Annotated in this window: 16 protein-coding genes; 9 read left to right on the top strand and 7 right to left on the bottom strand. The window is 65.2% G+C overall.

The window, feature by feature from the left end; all coding sequences use genetic code 11:
- Positions 1–77: 77 nt before the first annotated feature.
- From ACAM42_RS10895 to ACAM42_RS10870, 6 genes are all read left to right on the top strand, one after another.
- A complete protein-coding gene (locus ACAM42_RS10895) occupies positions 78–668 on the top strand; it encodes a hypothetical protein (protein WP_369632008.1) in 591 nt (196 codons plus the stop codon).
- Complete coding sequence (locus ACAM42_RS10890; protein WP_369632007.1) at positions 661–1569, top strand: DNA-processing protein DprA; 909 nt, start codon at positions 661–663, stop codon at positions 1567–1569. Before ACAM42_RS10895 ends, ACAM42_RS10890 begins: the two co-directional genes overlap by 8 nt.
- Before the next feature lie 552 nt (positions 1570–2121).
- Positions 2122–2502 (top strand): transposase, encoded by a 381-nt coding sequence (locus ACAM42_RS10885; RefSeq protein WP_369629538.1) that lies wholly within the window; start codon positions 2122–2124, stop codon positions 2500–2502.
- The gene (gene tnpB, locus ACAM42_RS10880; RefSeq protein WP_369629537.1) at positions 2490–2834 is read left to right on the top strand and encodes an IS66 family insertion sequence element accessory protein TnpB; all 345 of its coding nucleotides are present in this window, start codon (positions 2490–2492) and stop codon (positions 2832–2834) included. Before ACAM42_RS10885 ends, tnpB begins: the two co-directional genes overlap by 13 nt.
- Positions 2835–2905: 71 nt before the next feature.
- Complete coding sequence (locus tag ACAM42_RS10875) at positions 2906–4486, top strand: IS66 family transposase (protein WP_369629536.1); 1581 nt, start codon at positions 2906–2908, stop codon at positions 4484–4486.
- Between the two features lie 339 nt (positions 4487–4825).
- On the top strand, positions 4826–5416 hold the full coding sequence (locus ACAM42_RS10870) for a DUF2971 domain-containing protein (RefSeq protein ID WP_369632006.1): 591 nt from the start codon (positions 4826–4828) through the stop codon (positions 5414–5416).
- On the opposite strand, the gene ACAM42_RS10865 is transcribed toward ACAM42_RS10870, so the two are convergent.
- From ACAM42_RS10865 to ACAM42_RS10835, 7 genes are all read right to left on the bottom strand, one after another.
- Positions 5413–6177 carry a hypothetical protein gene (locus ACAM42_RS10865; protein WP_369632005.1) on the bottom strand — a complete coding sequence of 255 codons (765 nt, stop codon included), beginning with the start codon at positions 6175–6177 and terminating at the stop codon, positions 5413–5415. The genes ACAM42_RS10870 and ACAM42_RS10865 overlap by 4 nt on opposite strands.
- An 11-nt stretch (positions 6178–6188) precedes the next feature.
- The gene (locus tag ACAM42_RS10860; RefSeq protein ID WP_369632004.1) at positions 6189–7061 is read right to left on the bottom strand and encodes a nucleotidyltransferase; all 873 of its coding nucleotides are present in this window, start codon (positions 7059–7061) and stop codon (positions 6189–6191) included.
- A 498-nt stretch (positions 7062–7559) separates the two neighbouring features.
- Positions 7560–8825, bottom strand: a complete 1266-nt coding sequence (locus ACAM42_RS10855) for a nucleotidyltransferase (protein WP_369632003.1) — start codon at positions 8823–8825, stop codon at positions 7560–7562.
- A gap of 247 nt (positions 8826–9072) precedes the next feature.
- Positions 9073–9303 (bottom strand): hypothetical protein, encoded by a 231-nt coding sequence (locus tag ACAM42_RS10850; RefSeq protein WP_095744396.1) that lies wholly within the window; start codon positions 9301–9303, stop codon positions 9073–9075.
- A 261-nt stretch (positions 9304–9564) separates the two neighbouring features.
- Positions 9565–16905 (bottom strand): autotransporter outer membrane beta-barrel domain-containing protein, encoded by a 7341-nt coding sequence (locus tag ACAM42_RS10845; RefSeq protein ID WP_369632002.1) that lies wholly within the window; start codon positions 16903–16905, stop codon positions 9565–9567.
- A 353-nt stretch (positions 16906–17258) separates the two neighbouring features.
- Positions 17259–19163: an ATP-binding protein gene (locus ACAM42_RS10840; RefSeq protein WP_369632001.1), complete on the bottom strand. Its 1905-nt coding sequence runs from the start codon at positions 19161–19163 to the stop codon at positions 17259–17261.
- Positions 19151–19837: a response regulator gene (locus tag ACAM42_RS10835; RefSeq protein WP_369632000.1), complete on the bottom strand. Its 687-nt coding sequence runs from the start codon at positions 19835–19837 to the stop codon at positions 19151–19153. The genes ACAM42_RS10840 and ACAM42_RS10835 overlap by 13 nt, the downstream gene beginning before the upstream one ends.
- Before the next feature lie 522 nt (positions 19838–20359).
- On the opposite strand from ACAM42_RS10835, the gene ACAM42_RS10830 reads away from it, so the two are divergent.
- The 3 genes from ACAM42_RS10830 to ACAM42_RS10820 all read left to right on the top strand — a co-directional run bounded on the left by ACAM42_RS10830 (position 20360) and on the right by ACAM42_RS10820 (position 24883).
- Positions 20360–21583 (top strand): hypothetical protein, encoded by a 1224-nt coding sequence (locus ACAM42_RS10830; protein WP_369631999.1) that lies wholly within the window; start codon positions 20360–20362, stop codon positions 21581–21583.
- A 791-nt stretch (positions 21584–22374) separates the two neighbouring features.
- Positions 22375–23061, top strand: coding sequence for a response regulator transcription factor (locus ACAM42_RS10825; RefSeq protein ID WP_070061758.1), 687 nt, complete (start codon positions 22375–22377; stop codon positions 23059–23061).
- A gap of 40 nt (positions 23062–23101) precedes the next feature.
- Positions 23102–24883, top strand: coding sequence for an ATP-binding protein (locus tag ACAM42_RS10820; RefSeq protein WP_369631998.1), 1782 nt, complete (start codon positions 23102–23104; stop codon positions 24881–24883).
- Positions 24884–24910: the final 27 nt, after the last annotated feature.

Raw genomic sequence — 24910 nt, 5'->3', positions numbered from 1 at the left:
CGCTATCAAAATGGTAGCATGCAATTTTCATGAATGAACGCAAGTAGGCGCCGGTGAAGGCGTCGCTAAGCTAGGACATGGCTACTACTGCACAGCGATTCACCATCACTGCGACGCACCCGCCGAGCATCGGCTGGTCGATGGGCGTCTATCGCCCATATCGAATTCAAGGCGTTCGAAACCCCAAGTTCGACAAGTACTCGGGCTTCATCCTCGACATCAAAGAAAAGAACGCAACACAAAAGCGACAGGCTGCAGTCACACATTTTGCCGATCTGATCGTCGCCCACCTGAAGGGCCTGCCAGCTCAAGGGCAAGCGGAAATTCTCGTGGTCCCGTCCAGTACGAAAGGACAATGGTCGCCGGGGCTGGAACTCGTCGCCCAGACGGTGGCAAAGAAGGACAAGCGATTCAGCTTTGTCGCCAGGGCACTCATTCGTACGCGAAACATCGACAAACTCGCCTCAGGTGGCGATCGCTCGCTGGCTGTGCATCTCGATTCGCTCGAATATGACTGGGACCTTGCAAGCCCGATGCCAAAGTTCTTGATCGATGATGTGACGACCAGCGGAAATTCTTTCGCCGGGTGCATGACCGTGATTCAAAGTCACTTTCGGCAACCTGTGCAGATTACTCCTCTCGTCCTGGGCAAGACATCGCATGACTGACGCTGACATCGCAATCAGCGCAGCCACGATCGCTCTTCTGCGTTCGGGCAGGCGCACCGTATCGAACCTTCGCACGCTGCTTCTGGCAGCATGGACGGAGGGTACTAGGCTTGATGATCTTGACGCATTTTTGAATTTGGCCGGCGTTGAGCGCGCGGAGGTAAACGGCTCAGTGTCAGAGGCGATGGGGACTCTTGAGAAAGGGTTGCAGCTGAACATCTCGCCCGTGCCCATCTGCTCGCCGGTGTACCCGGCCGCGCTGCGGGGCATCAACGATGCTCCACTCATCATCTACTTAAGAGGCCACGCGGCAGCGCTGAACGCCACCCCTGGCATTGCTGTGGTTGGCACACGCAAAGCCACTGCCCACGGCATCCTCATCGCTGAGCGGATTGCGCAGTATGTATCTTCCGAAGGGCTGTCTGTCGTGAGCGGCTTGGCGATGGGGATTGACGCGGCCGCTCACGAAGGAGCAATGAAGGGACCAACACCGACTATTGCAGTGCTCGCACATGGACTAGAGAAGGCCTCACCCGCGACAAATCGCCCACTCGCGCATCGGATTCTCGATGCCGGTGGATTGTGGGTGTCGGAGCATCCAGTGGGGACTCCGACAAAGCCGGAGTACTTCGTTCTGCGCAACCGCATTCAGGTGGGTCTAGCCTCTGCGTCCGTGATCGTCGAAGGTGAGGAAAAAAGCGGCTCGCGCGCCCAGGCAGAGTACTGCATTCAGAATCGACGTGTACTCTTTGCTGTGCTTCCCGAGCCAAGGTCGAATGTATCTACGTTGAGCGATCTACCTCGGGTCTTGGTCGGACAGCGGGGGGCAACGCCGATCTACTCACGCGCGGACTACCCCGCCATGATTGACGCGGCGCGCCAGCGCGCAACCGCGTTGTAGGTCGCTGGCTGATCCTTCGACATCAGCCTGTTTAACTTTCGGTCCGGCGCCGCACACGCGACAGGGGTTGAAATCCCTATCAAGGTACTAGTAGTGCTTGGGGTCGTGCCCCATATCCAGGGCCAGCGCTCCCGCTATCATGATCGAACACAGCCCGAATCACGATGCCCAGGGATGGAGAAACTGATGGCAAACGGTCCTGCAGACCTAGTTTTTGACAAGTTCGCACCCGATCACGTACCTGCGACCTTGCATCATTACTGCAGCACCGAAACCTTCATGGCCATCGTGGCCGGTAAGAGCATCAGGCTGTCGGCCCTATCCATGTCTAACGACAGCGAGGAGGGCCGATTGGTACTCCGGCTTACGGAGAAGTTAGGACAGACCAACGGCACGGCCCCAGCAGTCATAGCGTCCCTCACCGCTCATTGGAATGAGGTAATGGCGGCCAACGAGGGGCTGGGCTTTTGTCTATCCGAGCGGGGCGATCTCCTGTAAGCGCGCAGTGAAGTCATCTTGATCGCGTGAGAGCCGACAGGCATCGTGTCCGCGATGAATGATGTGGACACGATAGATGGTGTGGTTAAGCGGGCCACCCGTCGCAAGCACAGCGTGCAACTCAAGGCCGAGGTCCTGGAGGCGTGCCGGCAACCGGATGCCTCTGCCGCAGCGATCGCGAGGTTGTACAACCTGAACGCGAACGTGGTGCACCGGTGGCGTGCCGACGATCGGAAGGCGGCCGCGTCGAAGGCGGCCGAAGCTCCGACCTTGCCGATGCCCGGTTTCATCGCACTCGATGTGCAGCCCGAAGCCGAGGTGCCCATGCGCGACATCCGCGTTGAACTGAAGAGAGGCAGCGCCACCGCAGTCGTGTACTGGCCGGTGGAGTCGGCTTCGTCGTGCGCAGCCTGGCTGCGCGAATGGCTGCGTTGATCCGCATTGACGCCGTGTGGCTGGCCACCGAGCCGATCGACATGCGAGCCGGGACGGAGACGGCGCTGGCGCGTGTCGTGAAGGTCTTCGGGGCCGCGCACCCGCACCACGCCTACCTGTTCGCCAACCGGCGGGCCAACCGCATGAAGGTCCTCGTGCACGATGGCATTGGTCTCTGGCTGTGCGCACGTCGATTGAACCAGGGTCGATTCCTATGGGCCAACGCGAGCCTGGGCACGCAGATGGCGATGACGCGTGAGCAGCTTGATGCGCTCGTGCTTGGGCTGCCCTGGCAGCGCGTAGGTTCAGCAGGCATCATCACCGTGGTGTGATCGCGCGGCAGCCGTGCAATTGCGGCAAACGCCGATGACAGTCGCACGATCGCGCGGCACTCTACGTATTCATGGTGGATGCCGAACAACTGAAGGGCCTGCGTGCAGAGCAACTGTACGAGGTGACCCTCCGGCTCATCGATGGCTTCGCCGAGCAACAGCGCCAGCTCGAGGCCAAGGACCAATCGATCGAGACGCTCACGCGCGAGATCGCCTTCAAGTCCACCAAGGTCGACCAACTCACCCACGAGCTCGCACAGTACAAGCGTCTGCGCTTTGGCAAGAGCAGCGAGAAGCTCGATGCGGCGCAGGCCAGTCTTCTGGAGGAGACGCTTGACGCTGACCTGGCGGCCATCGAAGAAGAGCTGAAGCAGCTTCGCTCCCCACCAGCCAAGCCGGAGGACAAGCAGCAGCCGCGCCGCATGCCGCTGCCCGCCCACCTGCCGCGCGTCGATGTCCGCCACGAGCCCGCGTCGACCACCTGTGCGTGCGGCTGCGAGCTCAAACGCATCGGCGAAGACGTGGCCGAGAAGCTCGACTACGTTCCCGGCGTGTTCACCGTTGAGCGGCATGTCCGCGGTAAGTGGGCCTGCGCGAAGTGCCAGACGCTGATGCAGGCGCCGGTGCCGGCCCAGGTGATCGACAAGGGCATCCCCACGGCCGGCCTCCTGGCGCAGGTGATGGTGGCCAAGTACGCCGACCACCTTCCGCTTTACCGGCAGGAAGCCATCTTCGGGCGCGCCGGCCTCGCCATCCCGCGTTCGACGCTCGGCGCGTGGGTCGGCGCCTGTGGCGTACGTCTGCAACCGCTGGTCGATGCGCTCAAGCAAGCCATCCTTACCCACCGCGTGCTGCACGCCGACGAGACCCCCGTGGCCATGCTCAAGCCAGGGACAGGCAAGACGCACCGTGCCTACCTGTGGGCCTACACGCCAGGCGCCTTCGAAGGCATGAAGGCGGTGGTCTACGACTTCGCCGACAGTCGGGCTGGCCAGCATGCGCGGGACTTCCTGGGCGAATGGCGCGGTGCACTCGTGTGTGATGACTACTCGGGCTACAAGACCCTGCTGGCCGAGGGCGTCGTCGAAGCTGGCTGCCTGGCCCATGCCCGGCGCAAGTTCGTCGAGCTGCACACGGCCAACAAGAGCCAGATCGCAGAGGCTGGCATCCAGTACTTCGCCCGGCTCTACGAGATCGAGCGCGAGGTGAGGGACCTCCATGCTGATGAACGGCGACGGATCCGCCAAGCGCGGGGACGACCGATCGCGCAGGCGCTGCATGCCTGGATGATCGCCCAGCGGCAGAAGGTTCCGGAAGGCTCAGGAACAGCCAAAGCGCTGAACTACAGCCTGAAGCGCTGGGCTGCGCTGACGCGCTACCTGGACGACGGGAGCTTGCCTGCGGACAACAACTGGGCAGAGAACCAGATCCGGCCCATCGCCGTGGGCAGAGGCAACTGGCTGTTCGCCGGGAGCCTGCGCGCCGGCCAACGCGCCGCAGCAGTCATGAGCTTGATCCAGTCGGCCAAGCTCAGCGGACACGACCCCTATGCCTATCTCAAGGACGTCCTGACTCGACTGCCGATGCAGCGCGATAGTCAGATCGCCGAGCTCCTGCCACATCACTGGCGACCTGCGGCAACAGCGCGTTGATTCACTGCATTCGCCGACGGTGATCTGCGGCTGCGCGTCCGGTCCTTATGTGGGGTAGCGCACAGAACGTGAGACCAGGAAGTGCCACCATCGCTGCATGGCAACGATCCCCGTTACGACGAGCAAGCCGATTCAGCAGGCCTGGGCGGCTTGGGAGACTGCTGTTGAAGCCGTCCTGCAAGACATCAATCGAATTGCAAAGGGCGGGCAGTCAAACCCTGCAGTGACGTGCGAATTGATGGCCGCAGTTGAAGTCGCTCGCCTGCGATGTGAGGAGGTGGACCCTTGTGACGTACCCCTCATCGGCACCAAGCCCGGCCCCCGAGAGACTCACACAAGATGAGTTTGCCGGTTGCGTACGATCTCCTGAGCCAGTGGCGAGGTTATGCGACTCAAAGCCGAGGGGTTTCCATCGGCTTTTCGACCGACTTTCTTAAACGCATTTCTGTTGCAGATGAAGCAGATGCGCACTTCGCCACTCTGGAGCGAGTCGAGTACGGCGAGGGACAGCAGTTGCACGAATATGGGCCGACGTTCAGGACGCTAGTCAATGCAATAGAAGAAGCACAGGGATACCTGCAGTACGGCCACGTGTCGATCAGCGAAAAACTCAAGGCCGCGCTGAACCATAAGCTTCGACCATGGACGCGAAAGATCTACACGTTCAAAAATGACGGATTCGATGAGGAGCGTGAATGGCGGATGCTCGCGCTTCTCTCTAGCGAGGAGCAAGACGCCTGCAGTTACCGCGCCGTCGACGACAAGATCGTGGCTTTCAGGGAGCTACGGTTGGATGCTCAGCCAGGCCCAGCGATCGTGAGCGTGACATTGGGCCCGAAACATGTGACTCCGGTCGATCAGGTGAAGCGAATGCTTCAGCGCAATGGAATCTTGGCAACGGTTGCCAAATCCGGCCTGACGTACCGCTAGATACGAAGGTCGGCTTTGATCTGCTCCCACTCCGCCGATAGTTCGTCATTTAGCCTGTGGAACAGCTTCGACGACAGCGTGATCGCGGCGGTGGCCTTCGCAGTCTCATACATGCCGAGCGATTCCAGCGTCATCGCATTGAGTCGCAGGGTCGCTGGCTTGGACTGGAACATCCGATAGACCTCACCATAGGTTTTCTCGAAGCGGATGCGTAACCATTCCAGCCTCAGGTATTTCGACACGATCTGCTCGCTGAAGACAGCTTGAGATGCTGCAACGACCAGGCCCAAATCTGCATGCCGATTGAGCACGCAAATCAGCCAGACGCCGACATAGACAACCACCTTGATGCGCTCCGTGCGGGCCATCCGCAAGGCAATGGCCTTGCTGAAGTGACTATTCTCCAGTACCTGCGCCGCCATGCGCTCGATGGGCTTAGTGAAATCGTTGTTGTAATAGCCATCGGTTTTCTGGTGACTGAGACTCACACCACAGGCGCTGGCGAAGAAGTCCTGCCGACGCTTGTCTTCGGCGCGCGGCGTCCAGTACAGGCGGCTCACAAGGCCAATGATAAATAGCGCTACGACGGAAAGTGCAAAGCCGGTCAAGACAACGTCGTACACCAACGGATGCGTCGCCTTCTCGACGAACAGCGAAACGATCGACAGAATGGCTGACAGGTAGAACAACACATCGGAGGCTTGGTCGGCGCGTTCAACCGCGTCGTAGTAGCTCGCACGGATCGGGTCTGATTTGGACATCTTGGGCGCCGTCAACGATAGTAGGTTGGGAAGGCGTCGTCGTAGAGAAGGCGCCACCAAGAGAACGCAGTCGAGATGTCGCCGTCGCGGGACGCCTGACGCGCCTTTTGGGCCCGCACGACTGCCGTACTGAGCTTCGATAGCGCGTCCTCGCGTTGCACGTCAGTCTTGCAGGCCGGGACATAACCAGAAAAGCCGGTGGGGTCCTGCAGCTTCGCCAACTGCTGGTCCCATAGGCTGCGCAGGACGCGCGACACGTCGATGTCGCTGACAATTGCCGTCTCTCCCTCGGCATACTTCGCAACTCGCATCTCCAAGTAGAAGGACGAGATTGGGACCTTGCGGTAGAACTTCCAGGCCTTGATAAAGCGGATCAACGGCTTGACGCGGCCGCCCAGTCGCTGATCGACACGAGCGACGTAGTCATTGTGCGAATCAGGGCTGATGCGCATCCAGCCGCCGCCGCCATCGGCGATCTCGTAGACCTTGTACCCGTTGGTCTCTCCGACATAGTCGGCCGGAACGACCTCCGTCGTTTCCGACCTGTAGGTTCCGAACGGCACTGCGACCGCAGGCGTGTTCACGTTGACGCCAGTCCGCGGGAACCTCGCATCAAGGGCATCGCGGATCTTGGAGAGCGAGTACGTCGATGATTGCGTCAACTTGGCCGTGGGGATCGATGCAAGGTAGTCGATATCGCTAAATCCAGAGACGCTGGTCCCGTTGCCGAACGACCCCATGCGCACGAACCGCTGGAGCCCGAAGTTACTAATGAGGCACGCCTCGATGGAGGCTCGGTGCCGCTTTGCGGCATCGGTCTCCGGGGCCTTTGCCTTCAGCTTGACGAGGAAGTCGTCGAACCCTTCTTCAATAGATCGTGGCAATTCGCTCTCCTAGTGCTGGTGTCGCCGGGACACGGGGCCGCCACGAAAGCCGGCGCTTGCGCGACGGCTCCGGATGCATGCCGCCGCCGGCCCATTTGCGTGTCCTCAACCAGTCTTCGAAGTACCAGAGCCACTCCTCGGTCCAAGGAATGAAGGTCTCGGTCAGCTTCAGCTGAGGCGCCCACTCGCGTCGCTTGGGCCACCATAGGCACAACAAGACCCCCGGGCCATCGTGACGATAAATGTGCGGGATGGAGTCGCTGCCAGCAAGACTGCGGAGATTGGGTGCTATGACGAACATGTCAGGCGTACGTGAGTCTGGCCGCACACGCAGTAGGCACTCATAGTCCCGCCCGAACCGACCTGGGGTCACGGAGAAGCGAAACTGGAGCTCCCTTCCGCTCATCAGGCGCACCGAAGACCCGGGCAGCCCCAGCCCGCGAAGCTCGAGGGCGCGCTGGGCTAGCGTGGGCACTGCTGCTGGTATGACTACGCGCATCAATCGCCGAAGAAGGTATGTGCGCGTGCGGTGGTTGCAACAGATGCCCCTGCCGAGACCAACGCGACCTTGCCGATATTGATGCTGCTTTGCCGCTGACGCGCCTCCTCGTCGCGAATCGCTCGGGCAGCCCGCTTACCAAATGCAGCCTCGAGCTTGACCAGCAGGACATCCAGGCCGGCACGCGCTTCGATTGCTTCGACGATCTCGGTCAGTTGCTCCTTCATGCGTGAGTGCCACGAGTTGAAGGCGGCCTGCCGCGCCGGGGTGTTCATGGCTGAGGCGAGGTTCTCGCCAGGGGCCGAGGGATTGGACAGTGACCAGTGCTCGCCTCCATTCAGTAGCGGCATGCGTTCGAAATAGTCCGGCAGGGTCTCAACGATTTCCAGCAGCAGATCCAGGGGACTGTCATGCGGTCGCGGTGCCAAGGCCGTATAGGCAGCTGCGGCCAGTGTCGTGATGAAGATAGACGATGGAGCCACATCGCTGGCGCCGCTAGCAGCCAAGCCAAAGGACACGTTTCGGTGGAGTTTGAGCAATTGCACCAGGCGACAGAGCAGGCGGTTAAAGACTTCTTGGGAGTCAGGTAGGGGCGCCACGTCTGCCCGGCGCTCCATGCTGGCTTCGGCGAAATCGAGCGTCGACGTGAACGTCGGCGAGATCGCCGCCGCCTTGTCGAATCCTCTGGCGTACCCGCGCGGATTAGTCAGGTCGTAGAGATGCTTCTGACGATCCGGAATGCGGCCTAGCGTGTCACCGTAGATGCCGAACAGTGACGGGGAGTCGATGACAGGTGCTATGTCGGCAAACATGCCGCCGGCATACTCCAGCGTCACGCACCGCTCCCAACGGTGTATTCGCAGGCCGTGTGCCGTCGCATACCGACCCAACGCAGCAAACAAATCATCAAGCAGCCGTACCGGCCCGTTAGGCCCTTCGTACTTGAGCATGGCCGTTTTCCGAAGCCGGGCGATCAGATCAATGTCGAAGCCCTCACGGGACTCGTCCATGGGCCTGATGAGCGTGCCGAGTTGCCGCGAACCATGTGCGTGGATTTCATGGAGTTCGCCCCTGAACTCTGTGCACTCGGCCAAAAATTCCCCGGTGCTTCGGTACGACGACTCCAGCGCGTCCAGCTGCGTACTAGTCGGCTCATGAAGACGCCCGATCGCATCAACCAGGTAGAAAAGTCTGGCTGAAGAGCGAGAGGAGGCCCGTGGGCCGGGAATCCGGGAGTAGAAGCTTGGGCTGCCGAGGACCGCCATTTTTGACTTTCTTCGTGGTGGCGGCGCTTGCAAGATTTAGCACTCAGCCGCATAGAGTGCTAAATCCAACTATATATGGTGTTTGGTCGAGCGTCTAAACACCATATGTAGCGCAGGACATAAACACAGCCTGGCGTTATATACAGTTATAATGGAGAGCTTTCAGTTCAACACTGTTAATTACCTTGTCGATAGCTCAGTGAACGCCACCGAGGCACAAAGCCGCCCTCGACTCACAGGGCATCTCTCACAGATCGCAGTGTCCTCGCAAGACGACACCATCAAAAAACTGATCGGCGTGCTCTCGCTCCTCGATCCAATGTGAGCCGGGGCCGTAAACCGCGTTCTGAACCTCGCAGATGATTTTGGCCTTTCTCTGGGCGCAGGGCGTTGCGGGAACCCACATCCCGCAATCGAAGTGCTCATCGTCTTCGTGGTGGACGACGTCTTCTCGCCAAAGAAGGCGAAGCTGTTTCATGAGAAGAGAGAACTCCTTGTTGGCTCCGCACTGTTGGTGACGTGTACGGCAGCACGTCAATAGCGATTGCTCCCAACATCTTCTTGGGGGGCCCGATACCGCAGCACAAGCAACCGAACCGTGAGGTCGGACATGGCCACAACCTGTCATTCCCGCACGGCCCTCAGTTCGCCCGACGGCGATCATTCAATCCCGCTATTGAGCTCAGCACCTTGCCATGCGTAGAGCAAGGCCGCGCTCATCCATTTAATCGTTCCAGACTTACCAGCGAACTTTCATTCCGAGGCTGGCATTGGGCCCGCCCTCGGCCCTGGCGTTGCCGTCCGAAGACCACATCTGACCCAGTTCGCCGTACACCCCCACCATCGGGCTGATCTGCCAGGTGGCCCCCACCGCGGCTTCGGTGCTACTGCCGCCCGTGGGCGTGACGATGTCCGCGAAAGCCGCCGGCCCGATGAAACGCGTGCGGTCCGTGCCGCTGTCCCTGTGCCAGATATTCAACCTCGCATAGGCTTGCAACGTACCGGTGCTGACCGCGAACTCGCCCTTCACACGCAAGCCCGCGCGCACGGCCCATCCCCCGGGCGTGTCCTGCTGCACCTGCGAGCCCACGATGGCGCTGTTGTTCAGGCTCAGGCGCTGGTGCACCAGTTGGAGTTGCGGCTCCACCGACCAGCCCGCGCCCAGCGCAAAGGACTGGCCAACTTCGATCGAAGCCAACAGATTGTTGCCCTTGCTTCCACCGCCCAGCGATGGCTCCAGGGTGTCCAGCGTGGTGCGGTGGCGGCCGGCCTGCAGCACGCCGTCCACGTACAGACCGTTGTCGGTCCGGTAAGTGAGGTAGCCACCCAGGTATTCGCTCCTCAGGTCGTTGCGCCCGACCGCGAGGCCCGGAATGCCGCGCACGAAGCCGTTGACTCGCATGTCCCCCTCCAACTGGCCCACGTACAGGCCCGCGCGCCAGTTCGGATCGGCCCACAGGTCAGTGCCGGCCTGGAAGCCGGTCAGACGCCCTTTGCTGGAGGGGCTGACCGTGCCGCCCTGCTGGATTTCGCGGTCCACCGTCAGGATGCGGCCCCACGCCTGACGCCGGCCCTGTTCTGCATCGGCACCGCGCACACTACCCGCGCCGTCGTCGCCCATGCGCTGGTGCATGCTGCCCAGCATGGCCAGATTGGCCTGGCGCAGCTGCTCGGGCAGGGCCGCGTACAGCGGTACTTCGCTGCGGTAGGTGGGCACGGTCGGCACAGTCGAAGGGGGTACTGGTTCGGGAGCCGGAAGACTGTTGCTGAGGTAGGCACCGCTTGACGTGGTCTTCAACTGGTACTCGTAGGCTCCGGCAGCCACCGGAGCCGCCAGCGCGAAAGCCTGGCCCTCGATACGCGCGCCACCTTCGGTGCCCACCACCTCGATGCCGTTGCCTGTGGTCCGTGCGCCCAGGCCGCCGAGGTTGGAGATCCGTACCTTGGTCGTGCCGCTGGCCACCGCGCTGGCGCCACTGAGAAGCACCTTGTCGCTCGGGCTGCCATTGCCGCCCAGCACCGTGCCCAGGGCCAGCGTGCCGCCCTGCCCGACCCAAGGGCCAGTGACGGTCAGCACCGTGCCAGGCGTGCTGCCGTGCAGGCTCACGGTCCCGGCGTTGGTCAGGCCCGCCACGCGCTGGCTGAAGCCCGCGAGGTCCAGCGTGGCGCCGTCGGCGACAGTGTGCGTCGAGGCCGCGCTGAGCGTGTGGCTCGCCCCCGCGCGCAGGGTGCCCCGGGCCACGTCGGTGGCGCCCGTGTAGGTGTTGGCGCCGCTGAGCGTCAGCGTGCCCGTGCCCTCCTTGGTCAGGAAGCCACCGCCGCTGATGGCGCCCGAGATCGTCTGGCTGAAGCTGCCGGTGTCGATGACGGGGTCGTTGTTGCCGGTCATGCGGATCGCGTTGGCGAGGGTCAGGCCATCGGCGCTGAAGCCCAGCGTGGTGCCGTCGTCCATGGCAAGTTCACCCGTGCCCAACGCACTGCTGTGGCCGAGATTGAGGCGGCCTTGCTTGAGCGCCGTGCCACCGCTGTAGTCGCTGGCGCCCGCCAGGGTCAAGGTCCCGGCGCCGGTCTTGGTGAGCCCTCCGCTGCCGTGGATGCTGCCTGCAAAGCTGCTGCCGCCACTCTGGTCGACGGTGAGTCGGCGCGCGCCCAGTGCCACGACGCTGCCTGCCACGCCACTGAGTGCGCCAATCTGGCGGTCACCATCGGCAGCGCTGAGGTCGAACGTCGCGCCGCTGCCCGTCAGGCGCAGCGTCCCGGCATCGGCGAGCCTGCCCGCGCCGCTCAGCGCCAGCGTGCCCGCCTGCACTGTGGTGCCGCCGGTGTAGGTGTGGGCGCCCGTGAAGGTTGTGCGGCCAGCGCCCAATTGCTGCACCGAGCCGCTGCCGCTGATCGCACCGGCAAAGGTGCTGGCGTTGCTGCGGTTGAAGGCGAGGATGCCGCTGTTCGCCACATCACCCGTGAGCGAGCCACTGGTGCCGCCATTGCCCACCTGCAGCGTGCCGCCTTCGATGGTGGTGCCGCCCGTGTAGCTGTTGTCCCCACTCAGTGTGAGCGTGCCCGGACCGTACTTGACCAGCTTGCCGTTGGCGGCGGGACCGCCGACCGTGGCAAACCACGTGGCATAGCCACCGTTCGAGATCTGGCCGCCGAACTCGCCCGACCCGACACGCAAAGTGCCCGACCCAAGGCCGACCGTGCCCGTGCCATGCAGCGAGCCGATGGTTTCGGTGAGGACGTCCAGGCCCAGCGTGGGGTGCACCATCAGGCCTTCGAACAGCACGGGCGTCGTTCCGCCGAATTCACCAGGTGCCGCGAGCACCCCGGGACTGTTGACTGTGACCCGCGCGGAATCGGCGATCTGTTCGGAATATGACTCGGACACCGAGGCCGTGCCCTCGATCGTGAAATCGCCCGGCACGGCGATGTGCCCGGGCTGGCGCGCCAAGATCAGCCGCACGTTGGAGCGTGCGGTGGTCACGCCTGTGTAGCTGTTGTCGCTGGCGCCAAAGAGATAGAACAAGCCGGGGGTTGAGGTTGAGAGATCACTGTCGAAGGTCAGGCCGCCCGCGCCGGAGATGGGACCAGCGAACATGCCCGTCGCCGAAGTGGACCCGGCCGCAGCCGTGGCGGTGACCCGGGTGTCGGCGCCCAACTCCACGGGGCCTGACAGCGTGGTGCTGCCGGTCACGCCGAAACTCCCGTTCACCCGCACCTGGTTGCCCACATCGGTGCGCGCAAGGATGCCGCCGTTGATGGTGAGCGTGCCCGTGCCCAGACCGTTGCCTGTGGCCTCCAGCGCGCCGCTGTTGAGCGTGGTGCCGCCGGTGTAGGTGCTGGCGCCCGTCAGCGCCAGCACGCCAGCGCCACCCAAGACCAGCCGGTTGCCTGTCGCGCCATCCACGATGGGCGCACTGATGCGGGCGCTGACCCCGGCGTCCGTGTGCAGCGTTGCTGCCGTGCCCGAGGCCGGACTGATAGCCATGGAGCCACTGCCCCCCGGTGCCTGGAGGTGATAGCCGTTGGCACTGAACTGCAGGGTGTCGAAGAGCAGTGTCCCCTGAACAGCGACGTTGCCGCCGGTGCCCCCGAACACGCCGACCGAGCCGCCCCAGCCCACCGCGCTGTTGCCGTCCGGGCCGCCCTGCGGCGTGGCGTTGGCCCAGTTGGTGCCCAGGCCGCTCCAGATGCCCGGGCCGCCGCTCACCGTACCGTTGGCGGTGTGATTCGGGCCGTTCCAGAACTGGATGGTCTGGCCCACGCCCCGCACTGCGAGGTTGACCTGGCCGGCGGTGCCGGTGTCCAGGCTGTAGGCGGCGATGTTGAAGCCGGATTGCGAAGAGCTCACCTGCTGCTGCGCAAAGCTGCCCGACAGGCTGCCTGCGTAGTTGATGAGCCGATACCAGCCTGCCGCGGCCACGCCTGCCTGCAAGGTGCCACCCAGCGCGAGGTTGCCACCGACGTTGAGCAAGTCGTTGCTGGCACCGCCGGCCACCCCGGGTTGGCCCAGCTCGAACACGGTCGTCGCGCTGGGGTTGAGCCTGAGGCTGCCACCGATGGTGAGCGTGCCCGGGCTGTTGCCCGGCGACAGCGTGGCGCGTGCGCCCGAGGTATCGGCATTGCCCACCGTCACGTTGCCGCCGATGTGCCCGGTGCCCGGCGTGCTGCCCGCACCCGCGAGCGTGCCGCCGTTGTTGACCTGTACATCACCCGCCACCGAGCCGTTGATGCGCAGCGTGCCACCGTCGATCGTGGTCCCCCCGGTGTAGGTGTTCGTGCCCGTGAGCGTGGTCGAGCCGCTGCCCTGCCGGACCACGCCGCCCAGACCGGTGATGGCGCCTGCGAACGTCGTGTCGCCCGCATCGCCAAAGCTCAGTGTGTTGTCGCCCAGCACGACTTCGGTGCCTGCGACGCCGAGCAAGGCGCCGATGGTGCGGTTGCCATTGGCGCTTGCGATGTCAAAGCGCGTCCCGGCATTGGCCAGTCTCACATCGGTGGTGGCTGCGAGCTGGCCACCACCGGCCAGGCCCAGCGTGCCGCCATTGATCGTGGTGTCGCCCACGTAGGTGCTCGCGCCGCGCAGCGCCAATAGGCCGGCCCCTTCCTTCACCAGGCCGCTGCTGTCGCCGGCCTGGGACGAGAACGCAGAACCCACGCCAACCGTGTGGCCGGCGGTGTCGATGTACGCGCCCCGGCTGCCCAGGGCCACATCGTCAAAACCCGAGAGGAAATCGGTCGAATCGGCCGATGCACGCAGGATGCCGCCGTCCAGGTCCAGCGTGGCGCTGCCCGCGCCTCGAACCAGCCGGTCCGCGATGAGCACGCCTCGGCCCTGGATTTCGTCGCCGCGCACGTGCACCGTGCCCGCACTGCCGGCTTCCTGGGCGATTCCCACCTCCGAGGTCGCATGGGCCGTGCCACCCGCATCGACGATGAGCGTGCCTGCGCCGGAAGACCCGACCAGGATGTTGTTTGCACTGACCAGCTCGGCCCCGGCACCCTGCACCCGAATCTCCCCGGTCGAGCCCGCATTCAGCCCCGCGGCGAGACGGATGGTGGCTGTGACCTTGCCGCCGTGCTCGACGTCCAGCCGGCCGGTCCCCTCTTGCCCCACATACAGGAGCCGGGCGTCCAGCTTCGCATCGGCCACGCGAACCACGCCCTCGCCTCCCTGGTTGCTACCGATCGCCGTGGTGGAGCCGTTGGCCGCCAACGCCGCACCGTCGAGCACGGCGAGCGTGCCCTTGCCGGCCACGCCGACTGTGAAGTCACTGGCGCTGGTCCAGGATGAACCGGCGCCCGTGACCGTGGCCGTCCCCTGACTGGCGGACTGGACTCCCAGGCGCGTCCAGTCACTGGACAGCGCCGCCCCGTTCTCCACCCGCAGCGTGCCCTGTCCGTTCTCGCCGACGTGGAAGTCGCCGGTGCTGCTCCACAGGGTGTTCTTCCCGGCCAGCGTCGCGCTGCCAACGCCCGTGGCGCCCTCCCCGATGGAGCCGCCGCCGCTGCTCAGCTTGCCGCCCGCCGCGACGTTCAACGTCCCCTGGCCGGCCTGCCCCACCATCAGCTTGCCAGTGCTGGTCCATGCGGAAGGCGTTCCCGCCGCCGCACCGCTTCCCACCCCCGTCACGGTCACGGTGCCGACGCCGCCGCTCGAACGGCCCACGACGCCCGAATCACTCGCGACCTGGCCGCCCGCTTCGATGCGCAGATCCCCCACGCCACGGTCGCCGATCCTCAGCGACGACCCCTTGTCGGTGGTCCAGGTGGAGACTTGTCCATTGGCCGCAGCCCCGCTCACGGTGACCCGGCCTTCGCTGCCGGCGTTTACGCCCGCCGTGCCGTTGCTGCTGCGCACGCTGCCGCCGCCTTCGATGCGCAGCGTGCCCTTGCCGGAGTTGCCGACATAGAAATCGTAGAGCCTCAGCTCCGAGGCGTTGCCATCGGCATCGGTGCCATGCACGCGCACATTGCCAACGCTGTTGGCCTGTTCCGCGATGCTCACATTGGCGACCCGAACGCGCCCCCCCTGTTCAACATTGAGCGTGCCCTTGCCCGCGTTGCCCACGTAGATGTTGGAGCCGCCATTGCTCCATTCCGAGTTCCGCCCCCTCACGGTGACCGTGCCCACACCTTCGGCCTTGTGACCGATATAGCCCCATTCGGTGCGCAGCAACGCGCCTTCGATGACCTCGACCGTGCCCGTGCCTGAAACACCGATGTAGGGCATGCCCTGGATGTCCCACGTGGAGCCTGGCCCGCGCACCGTCACCGTGCCGCTGCTGTTCGCGGCCTGCCCGACCTGCGTGCCATCGCTGGAAACCGTCGCACCCGCCGAGATGTCAAGCGTGCCCGTGCCTTCACCGCCCACGTAGAGCACACCGGTGTTGGTCCAGGTGGATCCCCCGCCCGCCACGTTGACTGTGCCTTTGCCTCCGGCATTGCTGCCGATGCTCCCGACCGCGTTGGAGACGCTCGCTCCGCCCGTGATGCCGAGCGTTCCCTGGCCTTCGATACCGACCGTGAGCTCGCCCCCATGCGTCCACGTCGAGCCGGCACCCATCGCCGTCACGGTGCCGACGCCTTCGGCCCCGTACCCCACAAGGGCAGGACCGCCACTCAGCACCTTGGCGCCGTTCTCGATCCGCAGCTCGCCCGTGCCGTAGATGCCGACCTCCACCGCAGTGTTCGCGGTGAAGGTAGAGCCCTTGTCCGTGACGACCACCGTGCCCGAGCTTCGTTCGACCGAGCCCAGGTAGGCCGCATCGCTGGACACGGCCGCACCATCCTCGACTCGCAGCGTCCCGGTGCCCCAATCGCCCACACTGATGGCGTTGTCGATGTTCCAGACGGACTTCGCGCCGGTGACGGTCGCCGAGCCGGTGCCACCGCTTGCGTTGCCCACGATGCCCTGCTGACTCGACACATGGCCGCCACTTCGGATGTTGAGCGTGCCGCTCCCCTCGCCTCCCACGACGGTGCCCCCCGTGGTGGTCCACGTGGAGCCATCGCCCGTGACGTTGACCGTGCCATGGCCGCTACTGCCCAGGCCGATCAGGCCGCCCAGGCTGGTCACGCCAGCGCCATTGCTGATGTCCACGGTTCCGGTGCCTTCGCGCCCGACAACCAGGTCCACGGCTGTGTCCCACTGCGCGCCGGCGCCGCCGACCTCGACCACGCCAGTAGATCCCGCGTCGTAGCCCACGTGGGCGATTTCGCTCGTCACCTTCGCACCCGCGCGAATGAACAGGCGCCCCGTCTGCGCATTGCCCACGCCGACAAACAGCCCACCGCCGCTCAGGTCCCATGGCGATGCAGGCGGAGCCAGGACCTGGGTCGTGGGCCCGTCCCCCTTCGATCCGGTCCACACCGCGCCCTGCGCTTCGATGGGTTGCGCGCTGACGGTCGCGCCGCCCATCGCCATCAGTGCCGCAGCCAGGGACATCGCGCACACGGACTCGGCGCGAGTGCCTGCCGCATCGCGTTGCGAGCGGCGCTTGCCGCGCGCACGCGCGCATTCGCTCACCACCTGCCACAGGCCGGTGGCCTGGTTGAACACCACGCGGTAGATCTTGTTCATTGTTGCCTTCGTCAGACTTGATTTGCGGATGCCGTCCCTGCCGGTCGGCCGTACGCTTTTGCCAGTTCACCGCCCACGACCGGCCTGCCACCGGATCACTGGGTGCTTTTTGATGGCCATGCGGAAAACCCGGGCCCGGCGACGGGCTGTCCCGACCGGTCGCTGCGCGAAGACCTTCTCGCGGTCTTCTCGCTCCTTTTCCCTCGCACGAGCACGTGGCAACGAGGCTAAAAAGATCGTGTCTGTTTGTGAACTACGGAACTCCGTCGGTACGGCCACGTTGTGTGGCGCCACGGCGCAACCCGCACCGCGGAGTGACGCCATGCCGTGAGCACCCGGATGGCGAGGCCAGATCAGACGGAAGAAGAAGGCGCGGGTTCGAGTGAGAGTTGCAGCGCCAACGTGGTGCCCTGCGCGCCGGCGTCAATCGCCAACGTGCCGCCCAGACGCTGGGCACGCGCACGCATGCTGCCCAGCCCCAGCCCGGCAGGCGGCGCGCGGCCCGCACACGGCGCCTGCACCTCGAAGCCCCGGCCGTTGTCGGCCACGCTCACCGATAGCTGTCCGTACACGGCTTCAAGCCGCACGGTCACCTCGCTGGCGTGGCTGTGCCGGAGCACGTTGGTCAACGCCTCCTGCAGCAAGCGCAGCAGGTCGAGGCTGCGCCGCGCGTCGAGCCGGCTGTGCTCGATGCCGACCAGTTGCCAGCGACAGGTGATGCCAGCCGCCTCCAGCAACCGCGTGCTGCGATGCCGAAGCGGCGCCAGGCGCTCGGCGAGCCGATCCGTGTCGTCCATGGACGCCCCCTCGATCAGCAGGCGCAGGTCGTTGTTGATGTCCCGCAGCGTCGACAACGTGCGGTTGTCCGCTTCGCCCTCCCGCCCACGCAAGGCGTGGATGTGTCCACTCAGGGTCATGCCCAGGCCATCGTGCAGATCGCGCACCAGGCTCATGCGCTCGTTCAGGCGCGTGCGTTCCAGTTCGGCCTCATGCTGGCTGCGCAACGCCTCGGCCAGGCGCGCCGTGGCCGCCTTCACGCGCTCATGCAACTGCACGTTGAACTGCTCGACCAGACGGATGCCGCCGACGAGATGCAGCGCCAGCACCAAGGCCATGCCCAGCAGCATGAAACTGGAAACGGCCGGAAAGTAGTAGGTGTTGGTCGAAATCACCCGCAGGTAGACCAAGCAATCGTGCGTGGCCACGGCCATGGGCAGCAGCAGCCAGACGGCCAGCGCCACGGCACCGGTGCGGCGCGAAGTCCATGCGTGCCAGAGCACCAGCGTCGCGCCGAGCAGAAACAGCGCGGCCGCGCTGATGACAACCCCGTTGCGCACCTGCGCGAGCCAGGGCGTCGGCGTGATTGCCAGCGCAGCCACGCCCAGCGCGCTGACCGCCCATGACGCCCGCCCCAAGCGCGGCAAGCGCAATTGGCAGAAATGCAGCGAGAAGATCACGAAGCAGGTCGCGCTGGCCAGCAGGAAGGACAGGTTGGCGAACTGGAAGGTTGCCGTGTCGGGATAGGGCCAGGTCTCGGTCGCGATGTAGTTGTAGCCATAGGGCACACGCAGCAGCGAGAACAGCGCAAACCAGCCGTACAGGTGCTCGGAGCGGCGCAACAGCCAGACCATGCCGAATACCGCCACGGCAGCGAGCGTCACGCCCACGCCACCTTGCAGCAGCGTGCGACGGGTGAATTCGGCACGCTCGAATTGGGGCAGCACCGATGCCGGGGCTCCGACCACCACCTGCCCAAGCCCTCCGTGGTAGACCGACATGCCCGACACCCGCACCAGCAGTTCGTTGTGGCCTGCATGCAGGATGGGAGGTGCGAGGGTCCAATGCCGCGCCCGGTTCCAGGAACGCGACAGGGGCTCCACCAGATGCCTGTCCTGCGCAATCAGAGTGCCGTTGACATACACCGCACCGGCCATGGTTACGGAGTCCAGCATCAGCGTGACGGGCTGCACGGCCTGGGACTCCCGCCACTGCAGCCGATACCACACGACACCCTCGTGGTCAGGCCATCGCTTGACCCACAGGTCGGGAAGGGTCACGGGCGTCCAGCCCGCTTCCGGCGGCGTGGCGGCGTTCCAGTCGGCACGTACCGCCTCGATGCGGTCGAACACACGGTCCGCCGGCTGGGCCCACGTGGGACCGATACCGGCGAACAGCAGAATGAACAGCAGGGAAAAAATCAGTGCGCCCGGCCCGCGCGCGGAACCGGCGCCCGGCACGGAAAGGTTCAGCCCAGCCATCCCTGCTGCGTTGCGCTGTGCACCGCGCCGCCGCGCGTGCGAACCTCCAGCTTGCGAAAGATGTTCTTGGCGTGAAACTCGATGGTGTTGATCGACACCTCGAGGCTCTCGGAAATCTCGCGGTTTCCCAGCCCCTGCGCCACCAGGCGCAGCACCTCCAGCTCCCGCTCGGTGAGCTTCTCCTTCTGTTCCTTCGCGCCCGCGGCAGCTACGGCCGCTGCGCCGGCGCGTTGCGCAGGTGCAGCAGCGTCACCAGTTGCGTTGATCTGCAGAAGAATGCGCCGTGCAATGACCGGATCGATGGGCGCACCGCCTCGCTGCATGCTGCCAAGGGACAGCTCCAGCTCCATGTCCTCACCGTTCTTCAACAGATAGCCGACCGCACCCGCACGGATCGCCTGCAGCACGATCGCATCGTCGCCCAGGCTGGAGACGATCACAACGTCGGCCTGCGGCGCATGCTCCCGGATCCATGGCACGAGGGAGATGCCACTCCCATCGGGAAGGCCCACGTCCAGCAGCACGAGGCCGAAGTCCTGACGCTCCAGCATTGCACGCGCCTGCGCCAGCGAGCCCACCATCGTGCATGCACCGTGTCCATAGACCCGCTCGGCGATGCATTCCAGGCGCTGCTGCAACTGAAAGTCGTCGTCGACGATGAGGATTCGGGTCATGGTGAGGATGGGGGACGGGGCCGTCGAGCAGCGCACCGAAATGAAGAAATTGTCCGCGATGCTAGAGAGCCCGTGTCGTGGGGGCAACCACGGAATTCCGGGGGACATCCTCTGCACTCGCCGCACCTGTTGTTCGGCGCCGTGGTGATTGGGGTCGTCACGGAGATGTGGGGCGCCATGGCCGAGCTCGGTGCTTCGAGACGGCGAAGCGTCTGCTAGTTCGGGAGTTTGCTTCGCATCGTCAGAAGACCAGGTGCAACCCAGCCCCGTCATTCATTGCAAGAGTCCAGGTCACTGAAGCCCGTCGAACTACTGGCCGCTGAAGAGCGATTTCTGCTCTCAGGCATTGGCTGACCTTAGTGCCGGATCTTCCAGTGCGGAACGGTTGGAGGAATGTCTCTGATCACGTCCTTGTGGTCGAGCTATCCCCTTTTCATGCGATGCCCCTGGGCAGCACTCCCCGAGAAACTCGGCGCCGGGTTAGTAGCCCTTTTTGACACATTCCAGCAAAGAGACACCCAAATGCACATTCCGAAAAAGACTCGCCTGGCCAGTGCGGCGGCCCTGATGCTCACCCTGGCTGCCTGTGGTGGTGGTGGCGGCGGAGGCGGCGGCCTCGCCTTCCCGCTCCCGACAGCGGCCCCCGCGCCGGCACCCGCACCGGCCCCGGCGCCCCCCGCGCCGGCACCCGCACCGGCCGCCCAGGACGATTCGGGCGTGGCGGCCACCTGCGCCAGTCTGACCAGCGGCACCTATCGCTACCTCACCTCCAGCGACAAGACCGACGCGACCGGCCTGCTCCAGGTCAAGGCCGGCCTGCTGGGCTCGGACGGCACCACGCGCACGGCGCAGATCACCGACGCCAGCGGCGCCACCGCCACATTGACGCCCGTGAACGGCAGCGCCTGCGAGTTCACGTTCAACGGGAGCAAGCTGGTGATCGGCCCCAACGGCCTGGGGCTGGCCACCGACCCGGTCACGTACGCCGGCACGCCAGGCTTCGCCGTCACGCTGTTCTTCCCCGAGCAGACGGGCGACGGCGCGGTGAAGGCGTCCGATCTGAACGGCGTGTTCAACCGCCTGGGCTGGGAGCGCGAGACCGACGCGGACTACTTCGCGCTGGCCTACGGCGCCGTCAGCTTCAACGGCGGCGTGGTCGCGGATGGCCTGGCCTGTCCCATCACCTCCAGCATCGCCGGCGGCTGCACGTCCCTGGTGGTGCCCAACGACATTCCCGCCAACACCGGCTTCGTGGCCGACAGCGCGGCCGGTGGCTTCTCGGGCACAGGCGGGCTGGCCAACGACCACGCCTACGCCTTCAAGTTCGGCGACGTGGTGACGCTGGTCGCGTACAACAAGGACAGCGGCAGCGTCCAGTTCTTCACCAACCAGCGCAGCTCCAGCTTGCCGACGGTGGGCCAGGTCAGCCATTACTGGCAGTTCTCGGCCGACACCCTGGGCGAATCCGAGACCGACATCACGGCGGACTACAACACCATCGTCTCGGTCGACAGTGGCACCAGCACCGTGACGCGCTACGCGGGCACGAACAGCAGCCTCGTGCAGACGGTGCACTACAACGCGCCGCTGCCGGGCTACCGCAAGCGCGATGGCGCCACCGACATCTCGCCGGTGATCCAGTTGCCCCTGGGCGGCGGCCTGACCGTGGTGTCGCGCCTGGGCGCGACCAACGCCAACGGCTTCCTCAACCTGAGCCTGAACAAGCCGGCGCCGGCCACCAACTGACACGGCCCGCCTGCTGACGAAACGCCCCGCCCCACGCGGGGCGTTTTGCTTTGCGCACCTGACATGCAGTGCCCGGCATGGCCACCAGGGTAATACTTGGAGCTCGGCAGAAGCGCCGCACACTCCGAGGCCTTTCCTAGCTTTTCGCTACGCGCACAAGCTGCCAGCACCCAAAGTAGCAACGTGAGTCGAAATCGTGCTGACGCACTCGCGAGGGGCTTTCGAGTCGTCATTGGATGTCGCTCCCCTATCACGAATTGGCTTCTGCTTTTGATCGTGACAGGCACGTTGTTGACCGCCCGGTTGTGGCCGACTGTAGCTTGGTGGCGTGACTTCGAAAAACGCCTCCAGCAGGCAAGCCGCATGGTCCAAGTGGCGAATACGACCAGGCCACCTTGATCAGCGGGAATGCTCTCCACACCACTTGCTTCCTGAGTCCCCGATGGCAAGAAGAAAAGATACCGACCGCAAAAAACGGCTCCTGCTCAAAGGCACAAGAACAAGGCATTGCTCAGAAGAAAACGCCACCAATGTGAAGAGCTCTGCGATGGCAAGCAAGCCATTGAATACGACCACCGCGACTCAGACAGGCCGGGAATCGACAACAAGGTATTTCAAGGCCCCGCCTGGAGTGATGCCGTGCTGCAGTCCGACTGCTTCATACGTCCCGCAACGGGACGCTCCGAGGGCATATGCCTTTCTGCGTATGTCTTTTCCCTTCGCCAATGCGACGTGCGTCATGACTTTGGTCATTTCAGGTTCGCAGTCGTCCGCACTACCATGCCCGGACCATGGCCACTGCCACACCACAGCCGTCGCATGCCGCGCCGTTGCGCAGCGAGGCCGGCATTGCCATCCCCGCGCGGGGCATCCTGGTGGTCGACGACCACGAGCTGGTGCGCCTGGGCCTGCGGGCGCTGCTGCTGGCCGAGACCGGCAGCGTGCCGGTGTACGAGGCGCGCTCGCTGGCCGACGCACTGCACCTGTACGAACTCCATCTGGCGTCGCACTTCCTGGTGCTGCTCGACCTCGACCTGCCCGACGCCCAGGGGCTGGACACCCTCGTGCGCTTCAAGCGCGCCTTTCCCGCATCGCGCGTGGTCGTGCTCTCGGGCAAGGACAGCCATGCGCTGATGCAGGGCGCGATGGCGCTCGGCGCGCAGGCCTTCCTGCCCAAGACCGGGCACCTGGGCGAGGTGCTGCGCTACGTGCGCGACAACGACCTGGTCGGCCTGCCGGCCCGGCCCCTGGCGGACGCCCCCGCCCCCGTGCACGCGAAGGCGGCCGTGGCCGAGTTGCAGCCGCAGCTCAATGCGCGCCAGGTCGAGATCCTCGACTGGCTGCTGGCCGGCAAGTCGAACAAGGAGATCGCCCAGTTGTCGCGCCTGACCGAGGGCACGGTCAAGAACCACGTGTCCACCCTGTTGCTGCTGTTCGGCATGCGCTCGCGGGCCCAGCTCATCAGCAGCCTGAGGTGACGCCCGCGCACGGTGCGGCCTTCGACATGGCGATGCCCGCATGCCTGCGATGACCGAGCTGCACCCGCCCGCGCTGGCCCAGCGCGTGCTGCGCGAGCAGGTGGCCACGGTGCATGCCAACGCGCCGGCCGCCTACCTCGCGGACTTCCTCACGGCGCAGACGCTGGGCATCGGCCTGTTCGTGGCCACGCGGCGCTGGCAGGTGCTGCTGTGGATGGCGCTGCACCTGGCACTGACCCTGCGACGCGCGTACCGGCGCTACCAGCGCAGCCCCGATGCGGCGGCCCACCCCGAGTACTGGGCCCGCTTCAATGCGCGCAACGTGCTCATGCGCTCCTGCGTCTGGGGCCTGGCACCCTGGTTGTGCGTGCCGCCGGGGCGCAACCTCGGGCTGTGGGTGATGGTGATCGTCATGATGATGGGCGGCTGCGCCGGCGGTGCGCTGTCGCTGGCCGTTCTCAAGCGCAACATCCCCCGCTTCATCGTGCCCAGCATGGCGAGCCTGACCCTGGCGCTGGCCTGGCGCGGCGACACCGTGCACCTGTTCCTGGCCACCGGCTGCCTGCTGTACATGGGCGTCATGATCATCTTCGCGCTGCAGCACCACCGGCTGCTGACCGCCGCGCTGACCATGCGTTTCGAGAAGGAGGCGCTGGCCGAGCAACTGAGCCACCAGATTGCCGCGACCCAGCGCGCCAGCGAGGAGAAGACGCGCTTCCTTGCCGCGGCCAGCCACGACCTGCGCCAGCCCCTGCACGCCATCGCGCTGTTCGGCGCCGTCATCGAGAAGAAGCTCCAGGGCAGCGACGAATGGAACCACGCGGCGCGGCTGATGGATGCGGTCGGAACGCTTGGCGATTCGCTGGACACCCTGCTCGACATCTCGCGGCTGGACGCCGGCGAGGTGTCGCCGCAGATCCGCCCTGTTGAACTCAACCCGCTGTTCCTTGCGCTCAACAATGTGTTCGCGGCGCAGGCGGCCGACCGCGACCTGCAATTGCGATTGCGCGCCACGCCGTGCTGGGTGCTCAGCGACCCGCAGCTGCTGCAGCGGCTGCTGTCCAACCTCGTGGACAACGCGCTCAAGTACACGGTGCGCGGCGGCGTGGTGGTGGCCGCCCGTGCACGCGGGCCGTTGGTGTGGATCGACGTCTGCGACACCGGCATCGGCATCCCGCATGAGCACCTGGGCCGCATCTTCGACGAGTTCTACCAGGTCGGGAATCCGGGGCGCGACCGTGCGCAGGGGCTGGGCATCGGCCTGTCCATCGTGCACCGGCTCTCGCGCCTGATGGCGCACCCGCTGCAGGTGCGCTCGCGCCTGGACCACGGCAGCCGCTTTCGCCTGGTGCTGCCGGCGGTCTCGGCTTCGGGCGTCGCGCCGCTCGCCGTGCGCCCGGACGCTGCCTTGCCGTTGCCGCAGCGCGTGCTGCTCATCGACGACGAAGCCGCGATCCGCCAGGCCGTCACCGGGCTGCTGCAGGCCCACGGCGTGCGCATCGACGCCGTGGCCAGCGAGGCCGAAGCCGAGGCCGTGCTCGCGCAGGCCGCGCACGGAAGCGCCCCTGTCGAGGTGCTGCTGTGCGACGTGCGACTGGCCGACGGCGGCGACGGGCTGGCCGCCGCGCAGCGGCTGTGCGCGCGCTTCGGCCCCGGCCTGCAGGCGCTGTTGATCACCGGCGAAACCGCGCCGCTGCGGCAGCAGCAGATGCGCGAATCGGGGCTGCAGGTGCTGCTCAAGCCCGTGGCCGCCGACAGGCTGCTGCAGGCCCTGGCATCGCTGACCCGGCACGATGCAACGCACGCCGGCATGCGCGCCTGAGCACTTTTTTTTTGCGGGGTGTCGATG

This window comes from Variovorax sp. V35 (genome assembly GCF_041154465.1).
GTDB classification, from domain to species: domain Bacteria; phylum Pseudomonadota; class Gammaproteobacteria; order Burkholderiales; family Burkholderiaceae_C; genus Variovorax; species Variovorax boronicumulans.
Note: the sequence above shows the minus strand (reverse complement) of the source record. Positions and strands in the feature narration are given on the sequence as shown.